Origin of the sequence: Nocardia niwae NBRC 108934 = DSM 45340 (assembly GCF_001613465.1) — a bacterium.
GTDB lineage: Bacteria > Actinomycetota > Actinomycetes > Mycobacteriales > Mycobacteriaceae > Nocardia > Nocardia niwae.
The window spans coordinates 210362-234998 of sequence record NZ_BDCK01000020.1 but is presented as its reverse complement, the minus strand read 5'-3'; the positions used below and the strand labels follow the sequence as shown (position 1 = coordinate 234998).

Annotated in this window: 19 protein-coding genes, 1 tRNA gene and 1 pseudogene; 12 read left to right on the top strand and 9 right to left on the bottom strand. The window is 67.8% G+C overall.

Annotated elements, in window-relative coordinates; all coding sequences use genetic code 11:
* Nucleotides 1–122: 122 nt before the first annotated feature.
* The gene (locus NNI01S_RS13340) at nt 123–842 is read right to left on the bottom strand and encodes a hypothetical protein (protein WP_063020377.1); all 720 of its coding nucleotides are present in this window, start codon (nt 840–842) and stop codon (nt 123–125) included.
* Nucleotides 843–1212: 370 nt separating this feature from the next.
* On the opposite strand from NNI01S_RS13340, the gene NNI01S_RS13335 reads away from it, so the two are divergent.
* Nucleotides 1213–5103, top strand: coding sequence for a tetratricopeptide repeat protein (locus NNI01S_RS13335; RefSeq protein ID WP_157114754.1), 3891 nt, complete (start codon nt 1213–1215; stop codon nt 5101–5103).
* Nucleotides 5104–5456: 353 nt separating this feature from the next.
* Nucleotides 5457–6980 carry an AAA family ATPase gene (locus NNI01S_RS13330; protein WP_157114753.1) on the top strand — a complete coding sequence of 508 codons (1524 nt, stop codon included), beginning with the start codon at nt 5457–5459 and terminating at the stop codon, nt 6978–6980.
* A 167-nt stretch (nt 6981–7147) separates the two neighbouring features.
* Here NNI01S_RS13330 and NNI01S_RS13325 read toward each other — a convergent pair.
* From NNI01S_RS13325 to NNI01S_RS13310, 4 genes are all read right to left on the bottom strand, one after another.
* Nucleotides 7148–7219 (bottom strand) — tRNA-Val (locus tag NNI01S_RS13325).
* Nucleotides 7220–7236: 17 nt separating this feature from the next.
* Nucleotides 7237–7701 (bottom strand): peroxiredoxin, encoded by a 465-nt coding sequence (locus tag NNI01S_RS13320; RefSeq protein WP_063020374.1) that lies wholly within the window; start codon nt 7699–7701, stop codon nt 7237–7239.
* A gap of 76 nt (nt 7702–7777) precedes the next feature.
* Nucleotides 7778–8200, bottom strand: coding sequence for a DUF3052 domain-containing protein (locus NNI01S_RS13315; RefSeq protein WP_084488779.1), 423 nt, complete (start codon nt 8198–8200; stop codon nt 7778–7780).
* A 126-nt stretch (nt 8201–8326) separates the two neighbouring features.
* Nucleotides 8327–8884, bottom strand: a complete 558-nt coding sequence (locus NNI01S_RS13310; protein WP_063020483.1) for an Rv2240c family protein — start codon at nt 8882–8884, stop codon at nt 8327–8329.
* 212 nt (nt 8885–9096) lie between these two features.
* On the opposite strand from NNI01S_RS13310, the gene aceE reads away from it, so the two are divergent.
* The 7 genes from aceE (at nt 9097) to NNI01S_RS13275 (ending at nt 18384) form a co-directional block, all read left to right on the top strand.
* The gene (gene aceE, locus NNI01S_RS13305) at nt 9097–12012 is read left to right on the top strand and encodes a pyruvate dehydrogenase (acetyl-transferring), homodimeric type (protein ID WP_063020372.1); all 2916 of its coding nucleotides are present in this window, start codon (nt 9097–9099) and stop codon (nt 12010–12012) included.
* 11 nt (nt 12013–12023) lie between these two features.
* Entirely contained in the window at nt 12024–13358 is a 1335-nt protein-coding gene (locus tag NNI01S_RS13300; protein WP_063020371.1) for a PucR family transcriptional regulator, read from the top strand.
* Nucleotides 13359–13486: 128 nt separating this feature from the next.
* Nucleotides 13487–14401, top strand: a complete 915-nt coding sequence (locus NNI01S_RS13295) for an ACP S-malonyltransferase (protein ID WP_063020370.1) — start codon at nt 13487–13489, stop codon at nt 14399–14401.
* A gap of 120 nt (nt 14402–14521) precedes the next feature.
* On the top strand, nt 14522–14824 hold the full coding sequence (gene acpM, locus NNI01S_RS13290) for a meromycolate extension acyl carrier protein AcpM (protein ID WP_039796877.1): 303 nt from the start codon (nt 14522–14524) through the stop codon (nt 14822–14824).
* A gap of 10 nt (nt 14825–14834) precedes the next feature.
* Nucleotides 14835–16085 (top strand): KasA/KasB family beta-ketoacyl-ACP synthase, encoded by a 1251-nt coding sequence (locus NNI01S_RS13285; RefSeq protein WP_063020369.1) that lies wholly within the window; start codon nt 14835–14837, stop codon nt 16083–16085.
* A gap of 122 nt (nt 16086–16207) precedes the next feature.
* Nucleotides 16208–17641 carry an acyl-CoA carboxylase subunit beta gene (locus NNI01S_RS13280; RefSeq protein ID WP_063020368.1) on the top strand — a complete coding sequence of 478 codons (1434 nt, stop codon included), beginning with the start codon at nt 16208–16210 and terminating at the stop codon, nt 17639–17641.
* Nucleotides 17642–17820: 179 nt separating this feature from the next.
* The gene (locus NNI01S_RS13275; RefSeq protein WP_084488765.1) at nt 17821–18384 is read left to right on the top strand and encodes a winged helix-turn-helix transcriptional regulator; all 564 of its coding nucleotides are present in this window, start codon (nt 17821–17823) and stop codon (nt 18382–18384) included.
* On the opposite strand, the gene NNI01S_RS13270 is transcribed toward NNI01S_RS13275, so the two are convergent.
* Nucleotides 18315–19001, bottom strand: coding sequence for a nitroreductase (locus tag NNI01S_RS13270; protein WP_063020367.1), 687 nt, complete (start codon nt 18999–19001; stop codon nt 18315–18317). The two genes, NNI01S_RS13275 and NNI01S_RS13270, sit on opposite strands and share 70 nt — an antisense overlap.
* 177 nt (nt 19002–19178) lie before the next feature.
* On the opposite strand from NNI01S_RS13270, the gene NNI01S_RS36675 reads away from it, so the two are divergent.
* Complete coding sequence (locus tag NNI01S_RS36675) at nt 19179–21134, top strand: Eco57I restriction-modification methylase domain-containing protein (RefSeq protein WP_084488778.1); 1956 nt, start codon at nt 19179–19181, stop codon at nt 21132–21134.
* Here NNI01S_RS36675 and NNI01S_RS36670 read toward each other — a convergent pair.
* Nucleotides 21099–21458 (bottom strand): annotated as a pseudogene (locus NNI01S_RS36670) (TetR/AcrR family transcriptional regulator); the annotation flags it as partial. The gene NNI01S_RS36675 and the pseudogene NNI01S_RS36670 overlap by 36 nt on opposite strands.
* A 343-nt stretch (nt 21459–21801) precedes the next feature.
* Between NNI01S_RS36670 and NNI01S_RS13255 the strand changes: the two are divergent.
* Together NNI01S_RS13255 and NNI01S_RS13250 are read left to right on the top strand one after the other, a co-directional pair.
* Entirely contained in the window at nt 21802–22614 is an 813-nt protein-coding gene (locus tag NNI01S_RS13255; protein WP_063020365.1) for an SDR family NAD(P)-dependent oxidoreductase, read from the top strand.
* A gap of 71 nt (nt 22615–22685) precedes the next feature.
* Nucleotides 22686–23735: a GAF domain-containing protein gene (locus tag NNI01S_RS13250; RefSeq protein WP_063020364.1), complete on the top strand. Its 1050-nt coding sequence runs from the start codon at nt 22686–22688 to the stop codon at nt 23733–23735.
* Between the two features lie 27 nt (nt 23736–23762).
* Here NNI01S_RS13250 and NNI01S_RS13245 read toward each other — a convergent pair whose 3' ends face one another.
* Both NNI01S_RS13245 and NNI01S_RS13240 read right to left on the bottom strand, forming a co-directional pair.
* Nucleotides 23763–23948, bottom strand: a complete 186-nt coding sequence (locus NNI01S_RS13245; RefSeq protein ID WP_063020363.1) for a hypothetical protein — start codon at nt 23946–23948, stop codon at nt 23763–23765.
* 167 nt (nt 23949–24115) lie between these two features.
* Nucleotides 24116–24631 carry a gamma carbonic anhydrase family protein gene (locus tag NNI01S_RS13240; protein ID WP_063020481.1) on the bottom strand — a complete coding sequence of 172 codons (516 nt, stop codon included), beginning with the start codon at nt 24629–24631 and terminating at the stop codon, nt 24116–24118.
* Between the last annotated feature and the right edge of the window lie 6 nt (nt 24632–24637).

Genomic DNA, 24637 nt, shown 5'->3' with positions numbered 1-24637 from the left:
CTTCGGCGCGAGGCGACACCAACCCGGGGGAATGCGCGACTCGGCGGAGACCGGCGACAGCCGCATGGGCCTGGCCGGGGCTGCGTCGATCGGGGCCGGGTGGCAGCGAAACGAACGCGTCGTTACGAGCCGGAGTGGGCCGCGTGATGACGCGCCGGGTCGTACTGCTCGAAATAGGTCTCGCCGACGGCGAACATCCCGCGTTGCGGCAGCCAGAAATCACCCAGCTTGGTCTGCTCGTCCAGCGGGCCCGGTGGACCGATATCGACTCCATCGATCCGGGCCCTACTGTTCTCGATGGTCCACAGCATCCGAGGGTTGGCCCGGAACCATTGGCCGTTCGGGGCGGTGCCGCTCAGCCGCACCCGCCCGACGCCCAGCGACGGGCCCGCGACGCGCGACATCAGCGACAAGAGGGCAGGGCTTCGCCATAAAGCTGCCGGCATCATGCGGCCGAGGCCGGTTATCGCCGCCGTCGCCGCCGAACGGCCCAGTTCGAGCTCCCACACGATTCGGTCGCCCACCCGCACGGTGAACGCGGCGGGACCGGTCCACTCGACCGAGATGTTCTCGACTCGCGCGTCCCGCAGTGCTGCACCGAAATAGCGGGCACAGCTGGCCGCCGGGTCGACACTGCTGTAGATCACCCATTCGCCCGCGGGATCCCGATGCCACACCGCGTCGTACCCCGCACCGACCGAACTCGCCGGGAAGTGCCGGAGTGTCAAGTAGTGGCCACTGAGGAATGGCATTCCCATCACGCCATAGCCGGAGAATCGCTCCTCGTCACCCGACGGGAGCGCTATATCGTTTTCGGCGATCGAGCGTGGGTTGTCGGCCATCACCGCCTCCTCGGAAGGACACCCGCCCCGAATATTCTAATCGGAAGTTCGCCGCAAGACGCGACGTGTCGGAAAAACTCTGTATTTATTGTTCAGGCAATCGGGCGACGAGTGTTCCACGATCCTGTTTGTTCACAATTACGGCATTCTCGGGAATTGCAGGCACCGACCGGCCAACTGACCTCGGGAAGCGGGCGAAGCCTGCTCCCGTCGACCCAGGCGTCGTGCCGGACGCCGAAGAGGAGGCGGATCTCGGTCTGCGGTCCGATCTGTCATCCCCGCGATGACGGACTCGCACTGTCGTGGGTCCTGCGGTCGGCCCGCACGTGTTCCTCAGCGGGGAATCGGATTTGGTCGTATGGTCGTCGACGTGGGAGGACGGCTGGCGCTGGTGGTGGGGTCGGAGTGCGATGCGATGCCGCGGCTGGGATTCGTCGAGGAGTTGGCCGACCGTCTGGCGGCCCGCTTGAAAACCCTCGGCCACTGGACATCCGGATCGGCCATGACCGGGGCTTTGCTGAGCCCTACTGCGGCAGAGCTGAATGCCGCCGTGAAGGCCGCATTCTCGCAGGCGGCCGAACAGCAGGCGGCGTTGCTGATCGCCTTCATCGGACACGGCGTGGCCACCGGTCCGGAGAATTTCTTCTTGATGGCTCGCGATTCGCCGCGGTTGCCGGATTCCGGGACCGGATTGCATTTGACCCAGGTGCTCAGTGAACAACTCGACCGGCACAGCGTCGACGGGTTGATTGTGATGGTGGACGCGTGCGAAACCCACGAGAGTCTGCTGGGCGCCGCGCGTCGGTTGACCGACCGCGTCGAGCTGTCCGCACAGAGGTTGGAGCTGTTGGTCGCTTCCGGTCGGCACAGTGCTTACGACGGCTGTTTCACGCGCACCGCGTTGACGGTGTTCGATCGAGGACTGCCGGTGCGCGGCGAGAACCTGCTGCCGGTCGATCTGCTGGAACCTTTGAAGTCGGCGTGCCCCTTGCAGGTGCCGGGCCTTTTCGGGGTCGCGCTCGGTGGAGACCGTGGTTTGTGGTTGGTGCCGAATGCCGCCCGTCGCGATGACGCGGTGTGGAATCGCCCGGCAGCGGGCTTGGTCGACGCGCTCACCGGCGGAGTGATCGTGACCGACACCTTGCGCCGCCGTGTGGCCGAGGTCTTCAACGCCGGCCACGTGCGCTTGCGGGGCGTGATCGGTCCGGCCGGATCCGGCAAATCCACATTGATGTCATTGCTGATCCGCCCGAATCTCCTCGGCCGCACCCCATTCACCGCCGACTTCGTCACTGCTGCGGTATTCGTCTCTGCGGCGACCTCGTTCGACGCCGTGGCCTCGGAACTGTCGCAACAGTTGCGCCGCCGGATCGACGGATTCGCCGACGCGGCCGACCGCACCCATACCGTCCTGGGCGACGACCAGGAACACGACGTCTTCGATATCGGGATCGTCGAACCATTGGCCCGGACCGACACCTTCGGACAGCCGGTCACGCTCGTCTTCGACGGGCTGGACCAAGCCGAACCCGGCACGCGCGAGCTGCTCGAGAGTGCCATCGAAAAGCTGGTCACCCGAGACGATCTGGCTCATGTCCGAGTGATCGTGGGGATACGCGCGGGGGCGCCGGTCGAACAACGACCGGTGTTCGCCGGGATGCATCGAATCCAGCTCACGCCACCGAAACCGGAGGAAGTGAGCCGGGCTGTCGCCGCCGCGCATTCCGCCGGCGCGGAGCGCGGCTGGGAAGAACGGATCCAGCAGTTGTCGATGCACTCCGCGGTCGGCGGTTGGCTGCTTGCCCGATTACTCACCGAACTCGACACCCGGGCGGTCGGACGGCTGGATGTTGCCCTGGATGTCGCCTCTCTGGTGCATCGGCGTATTCGCCGTGCCGAACAGGAAATCGAGGGTTCGGCCGGGCGGTCGCTCGCCGCGTTGCTGGCGATACTGGCCGCCGCTGGATCAGGGCCCGTGCTACCCATCGAGCTCGCGGCCATCGCCTTGTCCGGGCTGGGGCACCCGGTCACCGCCAGTGGACTGCGCGACCGCGTCGTCGTCTTGGGCACACTCATCAGCCGTGGCAGCCCGGGAACCGATGAAGAATTGCTCGGGCTCGCGCATGACGAGTTCTACAGCCCGGTCCGCGACGAAGCCGAGAGATCCGACGTCGCATTCGTCTCCGTGCACCGCGCCATCGCCGATGCCATCGAACAGGTCGGCGGTGCGGCCGACGACGCTGTGTCTCCCACCGTCCGTGCGCGCGCCGAAGCATACGCTCGCGGATCCGGCGCCCGGCACCTTCTCGCGGCCGGTGATTCGGACGCCGCGATCGATCTGTTGACCAGGCTGGGGGAGACACCACGGGCCGCCGACAATCGTGACACCTGGGCCTCGTGGCTTCCGACATTCGAGCAATTCCTGGGCCCGGACCACCCACACACCTTCGAACTCCGCAGCAACCTCGGTTACTGGCGCGGGGTCGGCGGGGACAACGCGGGAGCGATCCAGGAATTCCAGCAGCTGCTGAGCGACCAGCAGCGTGTGCTGGGCTCCGATCATCCCGACACCCTCGCCTCCCGCGGCAACGTCGCAACCTGGCGTGGCGAAGCCGGGGACCTCGCGGGCGCCATCCGCGAGTTCGAGCTGTTGCTCACCGACCAACAGCGAGTACTCGGCGCCGATCACCGCGACACCCTTCTCGCCCGTCACCAGCTGGCTCGCCGGCGCGGGGCCAACGGGGATATCGCGCGCGCCATCCGAGAGCTCGAACAGCTGCTCACCGACCAGCAGCGCGTGCTGGGCGCCTTCGATCGTGACACGCTCAGTACCCGCGACAGCCTGGCACGCTGGCGCGGCTCGGCAGGGGATCTCGGTGGCGCGATCAGGGAGTTCGAACAGTTGCTGACCGATCGTTGGCGTGAATTGGGCGCCGATCACCCCGACACCTTCAGCACCCGTAACAGTCTCGCTTACTGGCGTGCCGCGGCCGGGGACGTCGCAGGCGCACTCCAGGAACTCGAATGGCTGCTGCCCGATCAATTTCGGGTACTCGGCGCCGATCATCCCGACAATTTCACCACCCGCCGTAACCTCGCTTTCTGGCGCGGCGCCGCCGGGAACCTCACCGCCGCCATCAGGGAACTCGAACTCCTGCTCATCGACCAACAGCGTGTACTGGCCGCCGACCACTTGGACACTCTCAGTACCCGCGACAGCCTGGCGCGCTGGCGGGGTGAAGCGGGGGATATCGCAGGTGCCATCCGAGAGTTCGAACAGTTGTGGAGCGACCAACTGCGCGTGCTGGGCGCGGATCACCCCGACACCCTCGGCACCCGTCAGAGTCTCGCCTCCTGGCATGGTGCGGCAGGTAAGGTCGGAATCGCCGTCCGGGAACTCGAGCAGCTTCTCACCGACCAGCTACGCGTACTGGACGCGGATCATCCCGACGTTTTCAACACCCGCCACAACCTCGCCGTCTGGCGCGGTACAGCCGGGAATCTCACCGCCGCACTCAGGGAACTCGAAGAGCTGCTCACCGACCATATACGCGTACTCGGTGCCGATCACCCCGATACCATCGGCACCCGACGCAGCCTGGCGCGTTGGCGGGGGGAGGCCGGAGATTTCGCCGCCGCCGTCCCGGAACTGGAGGCCGTTCTCGCGCACCAGCAGCGACTGCTGGGCGCCGAGCAGTTCGACACTCTCGATACGCGTAACAGCCTCGCCTACTGGCGTGGCGCAGCCGGTGACGTCGCGGAGGCCATTCGGGAACTCGAACAGCTGATCACCGACCAACAGCGCGTACTGGAAGCCGACGACCCCCTCCTCCTCACTACTCGGGAGAGCTTGGCGCGCTGGTGGAGCGAGGGCGGGAACGTCGTAGGCGCCATCCGGGAGTATGAGCAGCTGCTCACCGACCATCGACGAGTACTGGGCGCCGATCATCCGGAAACTCTCAACATCCGTTTCCACCTCGCTCGCTGCCGCGGGATGAGCGGTGATATCCGGGCCTCCATCCGGGAACTCGAAGAACTGCTCACCGACCAAAGACGCGTACTCGACGCCGACCACCCCCACACCCTCAGAACCCGTGGCGAACTCGCCCTCCGGCGCGGCGAGAACGGGAATGCGGCGGCTGCCATGCGGGAACTGGAAGAACTGCTCACCGACCAACAACGCGTCTTGAGCGCTGACCACCCCGACATCCGCACCACCCGCCACAATCTCGCGCGCTGCGCGCGACCGCACTCGGACTAGTTCGGTCCGGCAAGCGGTCCTGCGCAGCTGCCGTCCTCGGGGGACGCGATCATCTGGCGGTCGAGTTCGCTGGCACCGAGCTACGCGTTGCGCCATGAACCCACACCTGATCACGACGCCTACGGAGCAGGGCGGCTCGACGTGAGCGGCGCGCTGGGTCAGCAGCGTCTGCGGACTATGTACGGAGTACCTCGGCCGATCTGCTGACAGCGATGTATTTTGCTTCTATGCATATGTCTGAGCAGAATCGTTCCTGGTCAGGACAGTGTCGGGGTGTTTGATACTCATAATTCACAGGTCGCAGGTTCGGTCTCGTCCGAGCTGCAGAGTTGGGCAGACGGGAGGGGCTGCGCGTGGATGCTCGGGCGAAGGTCTGGCGAAGGCTGTCGGAGACCGGCCCGGTCGGCCTGGAGCGCGTGTCGATCGTCGTTTCGCCGGTCTTCGCGCCGGGTGAGGTGGAGTGGGACCGGTTCACCGTTGTAACGGGCAATCACGGTGCCGGGAAGACGTACCTTCTGCGGGCATTGGTTGCCTCATTTCCGGACCGACCGCATCTGGGCTCGACGGGGCCGCCGTTCGAGCGTTATTCCAGGCTCGGCCCGAACGAGTACCACGAGCGTGTTGACGGCATAACCGGCCGGCACGTTGTGCACTACCGCACCGAAGGCACGGTGACGACCTGGAAGGTCGACCTCGACCAACCGCCGCCGGGGACGCTCACCAGCTACGAGTGGACCTACGAGATCCCGCCGCCCTACGGTGAGTACACCGACCCCGTGATGGCGTTCGAAACTGACTACTACTGGGCGTTGAGCCGCTTGCGAGACGCCGAAGATCACACCGAGGGTCCGTTTCCCTACACCGCAGCGGAAGTACGGGTGCTGCGCGACATCACGGGCCGCCAGTACGACGAACTCCGTTGGTACAGTTACGAAGCCGACAAAGACTTTGTCGTGCCGATCCCGGAGGGTGTCGCCGGTGGACAGGTCGTCCCAGCGGAGCGGATGAGCCGCGGCGAACTGTGGGTGCACTTCTTGCTCTACGTGCTACGTACGGCCCACCCGGGTAGCACGGTATTCATTGATGAGCCTGAGACCTACTTATCGCCAGTCGGGCACGTCGCCCTGTTCGACGAACTGGCCCGCTCCACGCTGGCCCGCGGCGTCCAGACGATTGTCGCTACGCACTCGACCGCCATGATTGCCCGTACTCCCGCGTCGATGCTCCGTGTGCTGACGCCTGGCCCGGATGGTGTCCGGGTGCTCCAACCGGCGACGACCGACGCGGCGCTGCGGACACTGGGCCATCGTACGCCGGTGGGGGGTGTGGTTTTCGTCGAGGACATGTTGGCGAGGCGGATGGTCACCGCTGCGTTGGCGCGGCTCGACAGGTCGTTGGCGGAGCAGGTCGATGTCGTGGACGCTGGCGGGCGGGACGAGGCGCTGGCCGGCGCGCGGGTGTTGAGCCGTTCACAGGAGCTGCGGGTCTGCGTGCTGCTTGATGGAGACCAGCGGGAGACCGTCATCGGCCAACGAGGCTTCCCGGTCGACTTCCTGCCGGGTCATGTGCCTGACGAAGAACTGCTCCGGCGGGTTCGTGCCGACCCAGGGCCGATAGCAGACCTCCTAGGACAAAGCGTCGAGGACGTCATCCTGGCGCTGGACCGAACACGATTCGCCAACCACCAATTCTGGTTCAGCGCCGCCGCTGTGCATCTCGGTGTCGACGAGCAGGTGCTGGTGGGGCTGATCATCGGGCTCTGGCTGCGCGACGGCGAAGTTCAGGACGAATTTCGGCGGGTGTTCGCAGGCGTCCGCGCCGCCTGGAGCCGCACTCGAGGGACCCTGGATGCTGGATCGGCAGGACGAGCGGTCTAGGCGCGGTCGCTGACCCGATCACTGCATCCATGCCCGCGCCCGCTTTGTCTCTGCACCGCGTCTGCTGTGGTCGGAACGAGTCGGTCTGCCCCATGTCTGCCCCACAGAATCGCCGTGGGGCAAACATGGAGTACCGACTATGTGGCTCGAAGCTGCATCTTCTTCTGTGGGCGCAGAGGGGATCGAACCCCCGACCGCTGGTGTGTAAAACCAGTGCTCTACCGCTGAGCTATACGCCCGGGCCGTTACCGGCGGTTTATGAATCTAGCGCGGCGAGCGCTTTCTCCCAAGCCGCCTGGTCACGGGGTTCTCCGGGGCCGTTCATCTCGGCGAAGCGGATGTAGCCTTCGCGGTCGACGACGAACGTGCCGCGGTTGGGGTAGCCGGACTTCTCGTTGAACACGCCGTAGGCCTCGGCCACCGCGCCGTGCGGCCAGAAGTCCGACAGCAGCGGGAAGGTGTAGCCCTGTTCGGCGGCCCAGATCTTGTGCGTGGGCGGCGGGCCCACCGAGATCGCGAGGATTTCCGCGTTGTCGTTCTGGAACTTGGGCAGCTCGTCCCGGACCTTGCACAGCTCGCCCTGGCAGATCCCGGTGAAGGCGAGCGGGTAGAACACGATCAGGACGTTCTTCTTCCCCCGGTAATCCGACAGGGAGACTTCCTGGTTGTTCTGGTCCTTCAGCGTGAAATCCGGCGCGACAGTGCCAACCTCGAGTGGCATAGCGAATCCTCCATCGTGTCGGGTCTCCACCGGGGGGCGTACGACACCACCCTGGTGGAAACCATAGCGCGGTGGCTCAGCGCTGCTTCGAGGGCGCCTTGGGCTGCACGAGCCGGCTGCCGGTCCACGAACCGAGGCTGATCGCCGAGGTCTGCGTCAGACCAGCGGTCGGCGCCGACTCGGCGATCTCGCTCGGCTCGACATGGCCGGGTTGTCCAGTCTTGGGGGTGAGTACCCAGACGAAACCGTCGTCGGCGAGCGGGCCGATGGCGTCCATCAGGGCGTCGACCAGATCACCGTCCCCGTCGCGCCACCACAGCAGCACGACGTCGATCACCTCGTCGGAGTCCTCGTCGACGAGTTCGCCGCCGATCGCGTCCTCGACATCGGCCCTCAGGTCGTCGTCGACGTCCTCGTCCCAGCCCAATTCCTGGACAACCAAGCCGTGTAAGATGCCAAGCTTCTGAGCGTAGTTCTGCGCGTCCGCCGCGGCGACCACGGTGGTGTCCTCCTCAACTCCCGACAGTAGGTAGTTGCAAGCGAACATGGTTATGGGCTTCAGCGCAAGCCGATCCGGCGAATTAGCCACCGAATGTCGCGTTGCGATGGTGTGTCAAGGGCTTTCTCAGCGCTTCGGACACGAGTCGCGCACGGCGTTGCGCGCGTCGTTGACCCGCTTGCTGGCGTCGTTGAGCGCCGCGACCGGGGCGGTGTAGGTCATCTTGCGCGTCTCGGCGGCCAGCGCGCGGGCGGCGTTCACGTAGTCGGTGAACAAGCCGGCCAGGTCTCCGGGTAGCGCGTCCTTGGCGGAGTTCACGCCACTTTCCACCTTGTTCGCGGCGTCGTCGAGCGTCTGCGCCGCCGAGTCGCGCTTGGCGGCGTAGTCCGGGGCGTTCGAATCGTGCGCGTCGACGAACTCGTTGTATTTGCTCACGCCCGCTCCGGTGACGGTGGGGAACTGACCGCAGTTGTCGGAGATGGCCTTGGCCTGGGCCGCGGCGCGCCGGGAAGAGGTCGCCGCCGCTGACGAGGACGCCGCCTCGGTCTTGTACGCCGCCAGATCGCTCGCGTTCGGACCCGCCACGCCGTCCACCCGGTTGGCGCACCCCGCGACGACCAATCCGACGGCGACCGCGCCGGTGGCGCACACCATTCCGAACCCGCGTGGGTTCAGCAGCTTCATCGTCCTCCCGCTCCTCAGGGCTGCCACGCTCATTGCTCACCTTGCCTGTCGAACGGTACTGGATTTCCGGCTGACATGATGATTTGGGACGCGCCATCGGCAAGGATGGATGGTGCGCCCGAACCTTTCGTAAACGGGCGGTCCGCCAACCAGCGAACCCGCCCGGGGATACCGACGCCATCAGCATGTCCACCCCTGTACGAGGAGCAGATTTGACCGACCTGATCCACTCTTCCGCACCGGCGAAATCCGCCGGTACCAGCTCCGCTCCCGCGCCCGCCGCGAGTAGCGACCCGAACGGGTCGCACGCGCCGCAGCCGGCCGGACGGGTGCGGGTGATCCGCGAAGGGGTGGCGTCCTACCTACCGGACATCGACCCGGAGGAAACCAGCGAATGGCTCGAGTCGTTCGATGAAATGCTCGACCGGGAGGGCCCCGGCCGTGCGCGTTACCTCATGCTCCGTCTGCTGGAGCGGGCCGGTGAACGTCGGGTCGCCATCCCGTCTTTGACCTCCACCGACTACGTCAACACCATTCCCACCGAGAACGAGCCGTGGTTCCCCGGCGACGAGGAGGTGGAGCGGCGCTTCCGCGCCTGGATCCGCTGGAACGCCGCGATCATGGTGCATCGCGCCCAGCGCCCCGGCATCGGTGTGGGCGGCCACATCTCGACCTACGCGTCCTCGGCGGCGCTCTACGAGGTCGGCTTCAACCACTTCTTCCGCGGCAAGGACCATCCGGGCGGCGGCGACTCGATCTTCATCCAGGGCCACGCCTCGCCGGGCATCTACGCTCGCGCGTTCCTGGAAGGCAGGCTGTCGACCGATCAGCTCGACGGGTTCCGCCAGGAGTACAGCAACGGCGGCCCCGGTCACGGGCTGCCGTCCTACCCGCATCCGCGGTTGCTCAACAACTTCTGGGAGTTCCCGACGGTGTCCATGGGCCTCGGCCCGATGAACGCCATCTACCAGGCACGGTTCAACCACTACCTGCACGACCGGGGGATCAAGGACACCTCCGACCAGCACGTGTGGGCGTTCCTCGGCGACGGCGAGATGGACGAGCCGGAGTCGCGCGGTCTCGCGCACGTCGCGGCGATGGAGGGTCTGGACAACCTGACCTTCGTCGTCAACTGCAACCTGCAGCGCCTGGACGGTCCGGTGCGCGGCAACGGCAAGATCATCCAGGAGTTGGAGTCGTTCTTCCGCGGCGCGGGCTGGAACGTCATCAAGGTGATCTGGGGCCGGGAGTGGGACGCGCTGCTGGGCGCCGACCGCGACGGTGCGCTGGTGAACCTGATGAACAGCACCCCCGACGGTGACTACCAGACCTACAAGGCCAACGACGGCGCGTACGTCCGCGACCACTTCTTCGGCCGTGATCCGCGCACCAAGGCGCTGGTGCAGGATCTGTCCGACCAGGAGATCTGGAACCTCAAGCGCGGCGGTCACGACTACCGCAAGGTGTACGCCGCCTACGCGGCCGCGATGGCGCACAAGGGTCAGCCGACGGTGATCCTGGCCAAGACCATCAAGGGCTACACCCTCGGCAAGCACTTCGAGGGCCGCAACGCCACGCACCAGATGAAGAAGCTGACGCTGCAGGACCTCAAGGACTTCCGCGATCTGCAGCGCATCCCGATCAGTGACGCCGAGCTGGAGAAGGATCCGTACCTGCCGCCGTACTACCACCCCGGTATGGAGGCCCGCGAGGTCCAGTACATGCTCGACCGGCGCAAGGCGCTCGGCGGGTTCCTGCCCGAGCGGCGCGCCGCGGCCAAGCCGCTGCAGCTGCCCGGCGACGAGGCCTACCGCTCGGTGCGCAAGGGGTCGGGCAAGCAGAACGTCGCCACCACGATGGCCCTGGTGCGGCTGATGAAGGAGCTGCTGCGGGACAAGGAGATCGGCAAGCGGATCGTCCCGATCATCCCCGACGAGGCCAGGACCTTCGGTATGGACTCGTGGTTCCCTTCGTTGAAGATCTACAACCGCAACGGACAGTTGTACACATCCGTCGACGCCGAGTTGATGCTTGCCTACAAAGAGAGCGCCGTCGGGCAGATCCTGCACGAGGGCATCAACGAGGCGGGCTCGACGGCTTCGTTCACCGCGGCCGGCACCTCCTACGCCACGCACGGCGAGCCGATGATCCCGCTGTACATCTTCTACTCGATGTTCGGCTTCCAGCGCACCGGCGACGGACTGTGGGCGGCCGCCGACCAGCTCGCCCGTGGCTTCGTGCTCGGGGCGACCGCTGGACGCACCACGCTGACCGGTGAGGGTCTCCAGCACAACGACGGGCATTCGCTGCTGCTCGCCTCGACCAACCCGGCCGTGGTGACCTACGACCCGGCGTTCGCGTTCGAGATCGCCCACATCGTGCGCGACGGCCTGCGCCGGATGTACGGCGGCGGCGCCGCGCCGCAGGGCTCCGCGCCGCTGCCCGGCACCCATCCGCACGGCAGCGCGGGCGAGTTCGGCGGTGAGGACGTCTTCTACTACATCACCCTCTACAACGAGCCGTACCCGCAGCCGGCCGAGCCGGAAGACCTCGACATCGCCGGTCTGCTCAAGGGCATATATCTGTACAAGCGCGGAGGCGAGGGCGACGTGCGCGCCCAGATCCTGGTCTCCGGCGTCACGGTGCCCGACGGCTTGCGCGCGCAGGCGCTGCTCGCGCAGGAGTGGGGCGTGCAGGCGGACGTGTGGTCGGTGACCTCGTGGGGCGAGCTCCGCAAGGAGGCGCTCGACAAGGAGATCGCCGCGCTGCGCAACCCGGGCGCCGATCCGGGCGTCCCGTACGTCACCGAGGCGCTGTCGCGGGCCGACGGCCCGTACGTGGCCGCGACCGACTGGATGCGCGCGGTACCGGATCAGGTGCGCAAGTGGGTGCCCGGCGATTTCACCACGCTCGGCACGGACGGTTTCGGCTTCTCCGACACCCGCCCGGCCGCGCGACGGGTCTTCAACGTCGACGCGCAGTCCATCGTGGTCGCGGCGCTGGCCGGACTGGGCCGGACCGGCCGGATCGACCCGGCCAAGGCGGTGGAAGCGGCGGCGAAGTACCGGATCGCCGACGTGGACGCCGCGCCGAAGGCAGCGGTGAGTTCGGACGAAGACCTCGCATAGCGGAATATTGGATGGTGGACCGTAAACCGCCGCGGCCGCGACGGATCTCCGAAGGCTCTTCCGAGCACGAGGTGTATCTGCCGACGGGCGCGCTCTCCCCGAACCGGCAGACGCGCGACCCTCTCCCGGACACGCTGCTCAAACGTGTGAAGCAGTTCTCCGGCCGCCTCTCCACCGAGGCGGTGGGGTCGATGCAGGATCGGTTGCCGTTCTTCGCCGATCTGGACGCCGCGCAGCGGGCCGGCGTGCAGATGCTGGTGCAGACCGCGGTGGTGAACTTCCTGGAATGGCTGCAGGACCCGGACAGCGACATCCGGTTCAGCCTGGACGCCTTCCAGGTGATTCCGCAGGATCTGGCGCGGCGGTTGACGCTGCGCCAGACCGTGGACATGGTCCGCGTCGCCATGGAGTTCTTCGAGCAGTGGCTGCCCGCGCTCGCGCGCAACGACCGGCAGCTGGTCGCTCTGACCGAGGCGGTGTTGCGATACGGGCGCGAGCTCGGATTCGCCGCCGCCTCGGTGTACGCCAGCGCCGCCGAGTCGCGCGGCGCGTGGGACACCCGGTTGGAGGCGCTCGTCGTCGACGCCGTGGTGCGCGGCGACACCGGGCCGGACATGCTCTCCCGGGCCGCGACGCTGAACTGGGACGCCACCGCGCCGGCGACGGTGCTGGTGGGTACCCCGCCCGGCGAACAGGGCGTCTCGTCGGTGGGCGCGGTGCATTCCATCGCGGCGCGGCACGGTCGGGCCGCGCTCGCGGTGGTGCAGGGCACCAGGCTGGTGATGGTCGTGTCCGGGCATCTGGGCGAGACCGCGCACATCTCCCCGTTCCTGGCCGATCTGCTCGCCGAGGTTTTCTCCGACGGCCCGGTGGTGATCGGGCCGACCACCCGCACGCTGGGCGCGGCGCACGCCAGCGCGGTGGAAGCGCTGGCCGGAATGGAGGCCGTGGTGGGCTGGCGCGGGGCCCCGCGGCCGGTGCACGCGGCGGAATTGCTTCCGGAACGCGCTTTGTTGGGCGATCGAGCTGCGATCGACGCGTTGAACGAGTACCTTGTCCTACCGTTGGCCGCGGCGGGGTCGTCGCTGGCGGACACCCTCGATGCCTACCTGGATTGCGGCGGAGCGGTCGAGACGTGTGCGCGTCAGCTGTACGTCCATCCAAATACGGTTCGGTATCGGCTCAAGCGCATCGCCGAGGTCACCGGCCGTGATCCGATGAATCCGCGCGACGCGTATGTGCTCCGGATCGCCGCCACGGTGGGTCGTTTGACACGAACCCGTAACGAATCGTCATCTCCCGCCCCAGAGGTCACTTCGATGGCCTCCGGTCCCGAAGGCCTGTAACGCATTCGTGGAACCGGTCGATTCGGACAGCCCACGTGGTCTTTTGTGGAACCCCCACAAAAGCGCTTCCCAAGCTTCATCCGCGTCGACATCTCGTGCGGCCCGCCTCACAGTGTTTTCTTAGAGGCGTGATCGCGTTGTTCGCCCCTGGACAGGGCTCTCAGACACCCGGCATGCTCGCGCCTTGGCTCGACCTTCCCGGCGCGAGCGAGCGCCTGACGCTGTGGTCCAAGGCTTCCGGCCTGGACCTGGTCCGTCTCGGCACCACCGCGACGGCCGAGGAGATCACCGACACCGCCGTTACCCAGCCGCTGGTGGTCGCTGCGGCGCTGCTCGCGTTCGCGGAGATCTCGCAGGACGAGCTTCCCGCCGCTACCATCATCGCCGGGCATTCGGTCGGTGAACTCGCCGCCGCCGCGGTCGCCGGGGTCATCTCCGCCGACGACGCGGTCCGGCTGGCCGCCCTCCGCGGAGCGGAGATGGCCAAGGCGTGTGCACTGGAGCCGACCGGAATGTCCGCGGTGCTCGGCGGCGACGAGGCCGCCGTGCTCGAACGGCTCACCGAACTCGACCTCGTGCCGGCCAACCGCAACGCGGTGGGTCAGATCGTGGCCGCGGGTCGGTTGGACGCTCTCGCCGAGCTCGCCGCGAACCCCCCGGAGAAGGCCCGGGTTCGCGCGCTGCCCGTCGCGGGCGCGTTCCACACGGCGTTCATGGCCCCGGCGCAGGATGCTGTGACCGATGCCATAACGAAGATCACGCCGAACGAGCCGATCAGGACCTTGCTCTCGAATTTCGACGGCAAGCCTGTCGCGTCCGGACAGGACGCGATAGATAAGCTCGCCGCGCAGGTCACCCGGCCTGTGCGCTGGGACCTGTGCACCGAGACCGTCCGGCAAGCCGGCGTCTCGGCAGTGGCGGAGCTGCCGCCGGCGGGCACCCTCGTCGGCATCGCCAAGCGGGAACTGAAGGGCACGCCCACGCTGGCCCTGAAGACCCCGCAAGACCTCCCCGCGTTGGCTGAGCTGACCGTATCCGGCTAGCTTTCCTCCGCGACCATGCATCCAGATGCGAGGTCGTGACCGAGAGGCGGTAACTATTACCGCGCTCGATCCGAAAAAAACCAGTAGAGCCCTACAAAGTATCAAGAAGGGAGCCACGAAGTGGCCGCTCTGACCCAGGAACAAATCGTCGAGGAACTCGGCAAGATCATCGAAGAGGTGACCGGCATCGAGCCCTCCGAGGTGACGATCGAGAAGTCCTTCGTCGATGACCTGGACATCGACTCGCTGTCCATGGTCGAGATCGCGGTTCAGACCGAGGACAAGTACGGCGTGAAGATCCCCGACGAGGATCTGGCCAGCCTGAAGACGGTCGGCGACGCCGTCAACTACATCCAGAAGCTCGAGGCCGAGAACGCTGAGGCGGCGGCCGAGCTCAAGGCCAAGTTCGACAACGCCGAGTAGGGCCGAAACTGTGACCACTCCTTCCACCTTGAACGGGAACTTCCCCAACGTCGTCGTAACCAGCCTTGCGGCGACCACGTCGATCGCGGGTGACGTCGATGCGACGTGGAAGGGACTCCTCAACGGCGAGAGCGGCATCGACGTTCTCGAGGATTCCTTCGTCGAGGAATACGACCTTCCGGTCCGCATCGGCGGTCACCTGAAGGTCCGGCCCGACACCCTGCTGTCTCGTGTCGAATGTCGGCGCATGGCCTACGTCGAGCAGCTCGCGACCGTGCTCGGTCGCGAGGTCTGGCGGAACGCGGGCAGCCCCGAAGTCGACCCCGAGCGGCTGGGTGTGGCCATCGGCACCGGATTGGGCGGCGGTGACGCCCTCATCGATTCGGTGGACAAGCTGAAGAACGGCGGCTATCGCAAGATCTCGCCGTTGGCTGTGCAGATGGTCATGCCGAACGGCCCGTCGGCCGTTGTGGGCCTCGAACTGAAGGCCAGGGCAGGAGTGGTCACTCCGGTCTCGGCGTGCTCGTCCGGCTCCGAGGCCATCGCCAATGCCTGGCGCATGATCGTCATGGGTGACGCCGACATCGTCGTCACCGGTGGCGTCGAAGGCTTCATCGATGCGGTGCCGATCGCGGCGTTCACCATGATGCGTGCCATGAGCACCCGCAACGACGACCCGAAGGGCGCCTCGCGTCCGTTCGACAAGGATCGCGACGGCTTCGTCTTCGGCGAGGCGGGCGCGCTGATGGTCATCGAGACCGAAGAGCACGCGAAGGCCAGGGGCGCGACCATCCACGCGCGCCTGCTGGGCGCGGGCATCACCTCCGACGGCTTCCACCTCGTCGCCCCGGATCCCACGGGTGACGGCGCCGCGCGGGCGATGACCAGGGCGATGCAGTCCGCGGGTCTGACCAAGAAGGACATCACGCACATCAACGCGCACGCGACCGCGACGCCGATCGGCGACACCGCGGAGGCGAACGCGATCAACAAAGCCGTGGGCAGCCACGCCTCGGTGTACGCGCCCAAGTCGGCGCTCGGCCACTCGATCGGCGCCGTCGGCGCCCTGGAGTCCGTGCTGACCGTGCTCAGCATCCGCGACGGCATCGTGCCGCCGACGCTGAACCTGGAGAACCAGGACCCGGAGATCGACCTCGACGTGGTGAAGGGCGAAGCCCGCCGCCAGGAGATCGAGTACGCGATCAACAACTCCTTCGGATTCGGTGGGCACAACGTGGCGCTCGCCTTCGGTCGGGCGTAGCCGCGCGATCGACTGCACAACGATCCCGGCGGGGCCGGCCATCTCGATTGGGCCGGCCCCGCCGTGGTTCGACATACGCAGCCGCAGCAGCGGCACACTCATTGAGGTGAGGAGACCACGCGATGACAATCATCGCTCCCGCGTTGCATCAGGAGACGGCGACCGACCCGCGCGATCCGCTCGGTCGACTCCAGCGCTTCTTCGATCCGGGCACCATTCTTCCGCTACATCCGCGTGACAAGTCCGGCGTGCTCGCTGCCATCGGCGAGGTGGACGGCGTGCGCACCGTGGCCTACTGCTCCGACGCGACCGTCATGGGTGGCGCGATGGGCGTGGAGGGCTGCAAGCACATCGTCGATGCCATCGACACCGCCATCGATTCCGGCGTTCCCGTGGTCGGCCTGTGGCACTCCGGCGGCGCTCGCCTGGCCGAGGGCGTCGAGGCGCTGCACGCGGTCGGACAGGTCTTCGAGGCCATGGTCCGCGCGTCCGGCCTGGTTCCGCAGATCTCCGTGGTGCTCGGCTTCGCCGCCGGTGGCGCCGCGTACGGTCCGGCGCTGACCGACATCGTCATCATGGCTCCGGAAGGCCGCGTCTTCGTGACGGGTCCGGACGTGGTGCGCAGCGTGACCGGCGAACAGGTCGACATGGCCACCCTGGGTGGCCCGGAGACGCACGGCAAGAAGTCCGGCGTTACCCACATCGTCGCCGACGACGAGGCCGACGCGCTGCACCGCGCGCGCAGGCTGGTGTCGATGTTCGCCGAGCAGGGCGAATTCGACCTGGTCGCGGCCGAGCACGGCGACGTCGACCTGAAGGCGCTGCTGCCGGAATCGGCCAAGCGCGCCTACGACGTGAAGCCGATCATCCACGAGCTGCTCGACAACGTCGACGGCGAGTCGTCGTTCGAGGAGTTGCAGGGGCTGTACGCCCGCAGCATCGTCACCGGTCTGGGCCGTCTCGGCGGCCGCACCGTCGGCGTGCTGGCGAACAACCCGATCCGCCTCGGTGGCTGCTTGAACTCCGAAAGCGCGGAGAAGGCGGCGCGTTTCGTGCGGTTGTGCGACGCGTTCGGCATTCCGCTGATCGTGATCACCGACGTGCCGGGTTACCTGCCCGGTGTCGGCCAGGAGTGGGAAGGCGTCGTGCGGCGCGGCGCGAAGCTGCTGCACGCATTCGCCGAGGCGCGCGTTCCGCGGGTCACCCTGGTCACCCGCAAGATCTACGGTGGCGCCTACATCGCGATGAACGCCCGCTCGCTCGGTGCGACGGCGGTCTACGCGTGGCCCGGCTCCGAGGTGGCCGTCATGGGCGCCAAGGCCGCGGTCGGCATCCTGCACAAGAAGGCCCTCGCGGCCGCTCCGGAGGAGGAGCGCGAGGCACTGCACGAGCGCCTCACCGCCGAACACGAGCGCATCGCGGGCGGCGTGGAGCGCGCCATCGCGATCGGTGTCGTCGACCAGGTCATCGACCCGGCGAAGACCCGCAGCATCATCGCCGCGGCGATCGCCGCGGCTCCGGCTCGCGCCAGCCACCACAAGAACATTCCGCTCTGACCCACGCACCGAAGCGGGCCCCGGCGATGCCGGGGCCCGCTTCGCGTTCCGGACTTCGCGCCGTGACGGCGGCGGTGCGGGCCGGTCCGGTGGTGTACTGCTATGTCCTCGTCCGGGCAGGTGCGAGGTCGTGATGTTGCACAGGGCGGATGCGGCCCGGTGGTCGGTAGCATCGGAAGGTGCGCTACGAAGAACTGGCCGACGTGCCGTGCTCGATCACGCGCCCACTCGTGATCTTCGGTGACCGTTGGACGCTGCTGATCCTCAAGTCGTGCTTCTCCGGTATCCGGCGGTTCAACGCTTTCCAGAGCGCACTCGGTATTTCGCGCAGCAGGTTGCAGGATCGGTTGGACCGGCTGATCGATAACGGCATCCTCGTCAAACAGAAGGCCGCCGTAGGCGCGCACGAGGAGTACCGCCTGACCCGCAAAGGCCACGACATCTACCCGATTCTGCTGGCCATCCGCGATTGGGGTGACACCTACATGGCGCCTGAAGGGCCTCCGGTGCGCTACGGCCACCGCGATTGTCCGGGCGAGGCGCATGTTCGGCTCGAATGTGATTCGTGCGGAACAGAACTTACCGCGCGAGAGGTCGCCCCGGAGCCGGGGCCCGGCTTGCTGGGCGGCGCCGGCGCCGAGTCGACCGCGGAGGGCATGTCGGCGCGGTGGTCTCAGTCGGCGAACCAGGTGGCCGCGTCGTCGGCGTCGGCTCGGGCTGTACGGAATCCGTTGACCGGGTGATCGACGTCCGGGTATCCGAACGAGATTCCGGCGACGACCTTGCGATGCTCCGGGATGCCGAAATACTCCCGGAGGAAGGGGGAGTAGGAGGCCAGTGCGGCCTGCGGAGCCGCGCCGAGTCCTAGGCTCTGCGCGCCGAGGAGGAAACTGCCGATGTAGAGGCCGCAGTCCACCGCCCCGTAGACGCCCAGATCCGCTTCGCTGGTCACGATCGCCACGTGCGGCGCGTCGAAGAGTTCGAAATTCCGCACGGCCTGCCGCATGGTCTTCTCGTGATCGCCTTTGGCGATGCCGACGCTGTCGTACAGTTGCTTCCCGCACTCGCGCCTGCGCTCCCGGTATACGCCGGTGTATCGCGCGGGGAATTCGAAATCCGGTGCGGGAGCAGCCGTTGCGATGTGCGCGAGGAGTTCCTTGCGGAAACGATCCGTTCCTGCGCCCTCCGTCACCGCCACCTGCCAGGGCTGGGTGTTGCACCACGACGGCGTCCGCTGGGCCAGCCGCAGCAGTGCGCGGATGGTGTCGCGCTCGACCGGTTGAGAGCGGAACTGCCTGCAGGTCCACCGTTCGTCGAGCACGCGTGTCAGCGCCGCGAAGTCGTCGGTCGTCACGGGCATCCCCCGCCTCCTTTGGAGTCTTATTTCGAGACCAAACGCTAACATCGAACACCTCGGCGCGAAAGCCGGGCGGCTGCGCGGCGGATGGTGACCCGCGAGTCGATCGCGGCGCGCGATCGCGCGAACCAGTTGCCGCGTTGCGGCGATCGGCGCGGCCCCACGAGGCAGAATCCCGATATGGCGTCCGAAGCCCCCGCCGCGCGGGACCGCAAACGGCACGGCAGGCATTACACACCGCCCGTGCTGGCCCGGTTCCTGGCGCAACGGCTGCTGCGCCATGTCGAGCCGTCGGACGCGGGCGTCCTGCGCGTGCTCGATCCGGCCTGCGGCGACGGCGAATTGCTGTTCGCCGTGCATCGCGAGGCGGCGACCCGGTTTCCCGGGATCCGCCTGGTGCTGATCGGCTATGACCTGGACGCCCGCGCGCTGGCGGCCGCTCGCGAGCGCGCCCGTGCGGCGGGGATCGCCGCGCACTGGCGCATGGCCGACTTCCTCGCCGTCGAAGCGCGACTCGCGGACGGCTCGTTCGACGCCGTGATCACCAACCCACCGTATGTGCGCACCCAGCAGCTGGGCGGATCGACCGCGCGCTTGTTGAGCAAGCGGTTCGATCTGCGCGGGCGGATCGACCTGACCCATCCGTTCGTCGCGACGCTGCCCCGTCTGCTGGCCTCCGGGGGCGTGCTGGGACTGTTGTGCGCCAACCGATTCCTGACCACGAAGGCAGGTGCGAACATCCGTCGGCTGCTGCTGACCGACCTGGCTCCCGTCGAGCTGTACGACCTGGGGGACACCAAGCTGTTCGCCGCCGCCGTCCTCCCCGCGATCACCATCGCGCGCCGCTCAGGGCACGACGACGGCTGTCGCTACGTCTCCGCCTACGAGGTCAGCGGTGCGGACCCGGGTGCGAAAACGCTGTTCGAGGCGCTCGTGGACCCGGACGGCTCGGTCGTCGCGTACAACGGACGTTCGTTCGTGGTCGAGGTCGGCACGTTGATGACGGGATGCGGACCCATCGATACCCCGGTGGCTGGTGCGGGCGGTGACAGTGTGATCGGTGCGGCGACGCGTGACGGGCCGCCGGAACTCCCCGCCGGACGAACGACCAGCCGAAGCGTGGCGCGCGAGCCGGAGGCCGCGTGGCGGATGTCGCACGACGCGGTCGATGCGTGGCTGACGCGGATAGCGACGGCGACTTGGCGCAGTTTCGGCGACCTGGCGCGCATCCGGGTCGGTATCAAGACGACGGCCGACCGCGTGTTCATCTCCGACCGCTGGGCCCAGACCGACCCCTGCCCGGAGCCGGAACTGCTGCTCGACCTGATCACCCACCATGACCTCGCGCCGTGGCGGGCCGCGCGCGCCCGCGACGTGCGCGTGCTCTATCCCTACGACCTGACCGGTACGCGTCGCACGCCGATCGATCTGGACGAATACCCCGCCGCCGCCGCGTATCTGCGGTCGCATCGAGAGACCCTGGCCGGGCGGCGCTACGTCGCCGAGAGCGGTCGCGCCTGGTACGAGATCTGGGTTCCGCAGCGTCCGCATCTGTGGCGCGAGCCGAAACTGGTCTTCCCCGATATCAGCGACCGCCCGCGCTTCGCGTTGGACAGTTCGGGCGCGGTGGTCAACGGCGACTGCTACTGGATCTCGCTGCCCGATCTGGCCGAGGCACCCGACGAGGCGACCCGTCTGGCGTATCTGCTGATGGGCGTGGCCAATTCGGCGCTCGGCTTGCGGTTCTACGACGTGGTCTGCGGTAATCGGTTGTACTCGGGCCGGCGGCGCTGGATCACCCAGTACGTATCGCGCCTGCCGGTGCCCGATCCGGTGGACGCCCGGTCGGCGGGCGTGATCGATCTGGTGCGCGAGTTCGTCGAGGGCCGGGCGCCGGATCCGGCGGCGCGGGCCGAGCTGGACGAGCGGGTGGCCGCCGCGTTCGGCGTCGGTTTACGCGCTGACCCGGACGCCGACCATCGGCAGCAGGGTGCGGCGGGCGAATTCCCGCGCGGCGCTGCGATCGCTGACCGGGATGAGGCCGTCGGGCGTCAGGGCCAGCGACAACGCAAGCCGGGCCATGATCTCGGCGACCAGATCGGCGTCGAAATCGTGCGTGCCACGGGCATCCCGTAATTCGCGCAGCTTCTCGGCCAGGTAGTCGCGGCCGACCGCGAGGATCGGGCCCGCCTCGGTGGTCAGCCGGGGCAGGATCAGGTCGGGCTCGGTCCGCAGCAGCCTGCGCAGCAGTTCGTTGCCCGCGATGGCGCCGATGAACGCCACGAAGATCTCGACCAGCTGATCGTCGTTGCCGGAGACGGTGCGCACCTGCTTCTCGATCGAGGCGACGAAGCGCTGTGCCTCCCGGACGCTGACCGCCTCGACGAGATCGTTCTTGGATTCGTAGCGCCGGTACAGCGTGGCCGGGCTGATGCCGGCGCGGCGGGCGATCTCGCCCATGCTGGTCCGCTTGATGCCGAAGTCCAGGAAGGCCGAGAGCGCGCTTTCCAGGAGCTTTTCGCCGTCGGCGACCGGCTTCTCGAGGATGCGCTGCAGCATGGGCGAGATGGTTGGCATCGGATCTCCAGTGGGTTCGGCGCGGTGGCCGGGCCGTGGCCGGTGGGTGCGGCATCGCGACGGGGTGCGGACGGGAACGTCCATTATTTCATTGGGTGGGCGCAGCGTGACCGGGCATTGCCCGACCTCGCGATACCGTCGAGCAGGTCGCGCGTCCAGATCCGACTGGCTAGCCTGTGGATGACCTCCGGCCGCACCCTCGGCCGGTGCGGAAAGGGGTTGAGCGGTGGGGTATTTCGCGGATCGCGTAGTGGCGATCACCGGCGCGGGCTCGGGTATCGGCCGGGAATTGGCGGTGGCCCTGACGGGCGCGGGGGCGTTGCTGGCGCTGTCGGACAAATCGGCGGAGGCGGTCGCCGCGACGGCGAAGTTGTGCGCCGCCGCGGGCCGGGAGCCTGCGGTGAGCACGGTGGACGTCACCGACCGCGCGGCCGTGTTCGCGTACGCGGAGCGGACCGTCGCCCGGTACGGACGGGTCGAGGCGCTGTTCAACAACGCGGGCATCCTGCACGTCGGCGGCGTGCTCGAGTCGCCGTTCAGTGATTTCGAACAGGTCATGGCCGTCGACTTCTGGGGTGTGGTCAACGGAACCAAGGCGTTCCTTCCGTATCTGCTGGCCGCCGATCGCGCGCATGTGGTGAACATTTCCTCGGCGTTCGGGCTGGTGGGGGTGGCGCGGCATGCGCCGTACAACGCGGCGAAGTTCGCCGTGCGGGGCTTTACCGACTCGCTGCGCCAGGACATGCGGGCGGCGGGCGGCTCGGTGCGGGTCACCGGGGTGTATCCCGGCGGCGTGCTCACCGGGATCGCCCGGTCGGCGAGCGTCGCGCCGGGTGTCGACGCGGAGGAGGTCGTGCGCCGGTTCGAAGGACACGTCGCGCGGACCAGCCCGGCCGCCGCGGCGCGGGCCATTCTGCGCGGCGCCGCGCGCGGCGAGGCGAAGGTCCTGGTCGGACTGGACGCCGTTGTTGTGGACCTGGTCACACGTATCGCCGGGTCCTGCCACGAGAAGGTGCTGGACATGGTATTCCGTTCCTGAGACCGCACGAAGAGTCCCGCGGTCAGGGACGGGGATGCCGAAATGACAACTGGTAGAGCATATTTCATGTTATGGGGGATGACCGGGGCTCCGCGCCGCGCCGGTGGTGGCGCGCGGGGGCGTCAGCGGTGACGAAATGGATTCTGCTCGAGTGTTTCTCGGGCTTTCCGGGACGCGTGATCGCGGTGGGGTCGGCGCCGAAATCGTTCGTACCGCTGACCAATATCGTGCGCAATCCGTCGTCGCTTGCCGACGCGGAGTCGGCGCTGCGGCAGGCGTGCGCCACCGGCGTGCCGGTCGCCTGGGTCTCGGGCGACGGGCGGCGCACGGTGCGGGCCGAGCCGCTGCTCATCGCGCCCCGGAAGACGCATGCCGTGCGACTGTGGGTCGGTCCACGGCAGGAGGCGGTCGCGGCGGCCGACCCGATGGGTGCGTGGCACTTCGATCTCACGACCAATCGCTCGGTGCGCAGCACCGACCTGCTGGACCTGTACGGCGTCGCGCCGCGCGACCGCGCCGCCGAGCTGGCCATCGCGGGCGCGTTCACCCGCCTGGTCACCAATCGCGACGAGAGCGAGGCGCTGGCCAAGATCGTCAACTCCGCGCCGGGCACCGAGCATCAGGCGGTCTGGACCATCCGGCGCGACGACGGCGCCCTGCGCGCCGGGCATTTCGCCTGCCGGATCGTGACCGAACCCGATGACGCGGGCGAACCTCACGTGCTGCTGCGTGGCGTGACCCAGGACATCGGCGCGTCCACCGCGGTCTCGGCGGCCCCGCCACCGGCGATCCTGGAGTACGCCGTACTGGAAGCCGCCACCGAACCCGGCGAGTACCGCGCCATCGTCAACCTGCGTTCCCTGCGGCTGATCCGATGGATCGGCCCGCCGATGCCGGACATCGCCTGGGAGGACCTCCCGGGGCAGCCGAGGCCGCAGATTCATCCGGACGACCTGGCGGCCGCGAAGACCTTGTCGCGAGACCTGGCGCGGCATCGCACGGAGGGAACGGTGCGCCTGCGGCGACTGGACGGCGGTTGGCAACCGGTACGGATACGGGCCGCGTTGATGGCGCTGGATCAGCACACCACGGCCGGACTCGCCACGGTCACCGTGGTCTGAGGGACCGCGGTGACCGTGGCGTCGAAGTCATTGGCGCGGCAGATCCAGCTCGGCCATTTCCTTCTCGATCGCATTCGCGGCGAAATCCACACCGCGGGAACGCAACTCATGAACCCGGCGCTGGAGTGCCTCGACTCCGCCGGGCTGGGCCGCGATGTCGGCGACGCTGATCCGGCCCTTGGGCCCGTGCATACCCGACTGCACGTACGACACCGTGATACCTCCTGCCTGCACGCTCACCCACCCACCGACCCGGGTGGGTTCCCCACTGCGCTACAAGTCGCACGACAACCGTGTCGACAGGAGAGCCCGGGTCGCCGGGCACGCTGGCTGAATGCTATCAGCGAACGCTACGGGACCCCGGATGAATGTGTCGTGTCTCACACCTCATTCGCCGTGCGATGTTGAGCTGTATTTGCTAGGTAGGCAGTCGCATTCAGGCGAATGCGATCTTGTTCCTCGGCGCGCAGCTCCCGGCGCACCTTGCCGGGCACGCCCGCCACGAGCGAGCCGGGCGGAATCTGCGCGCCTTCCGGGATCAGCGCGTTGGCCGCGATCAGGCTGCCCGGCCCGACGACGGCCCCGTTGAGGATGGTGGCGCCCATGCCGACCAGCACGTCGTCGCCGATCGTGCAGCCGTGCAGGATCGCGTTGTGCCCCACCGAGACCCCCGCGCCCACGGTCAGCGGGAAGCCCGGGTCGGCGTGCAGCACGCAGCCGTCCTGGATGTTGCTGCGCGCGCCGATCTCGATCGTCTCCAGGTCGCCGCGCAGCACCGCGCTGTACCAGACGCTGACCTCGGCGCCGAGCCGCACCCGGCCGATCACGGTGGCGTTGGGCGCGATCCACGCGCTCTCCTCGATCTCTGGCGCATGCTCGCCCAGCTGAATCCGCATGGTCAC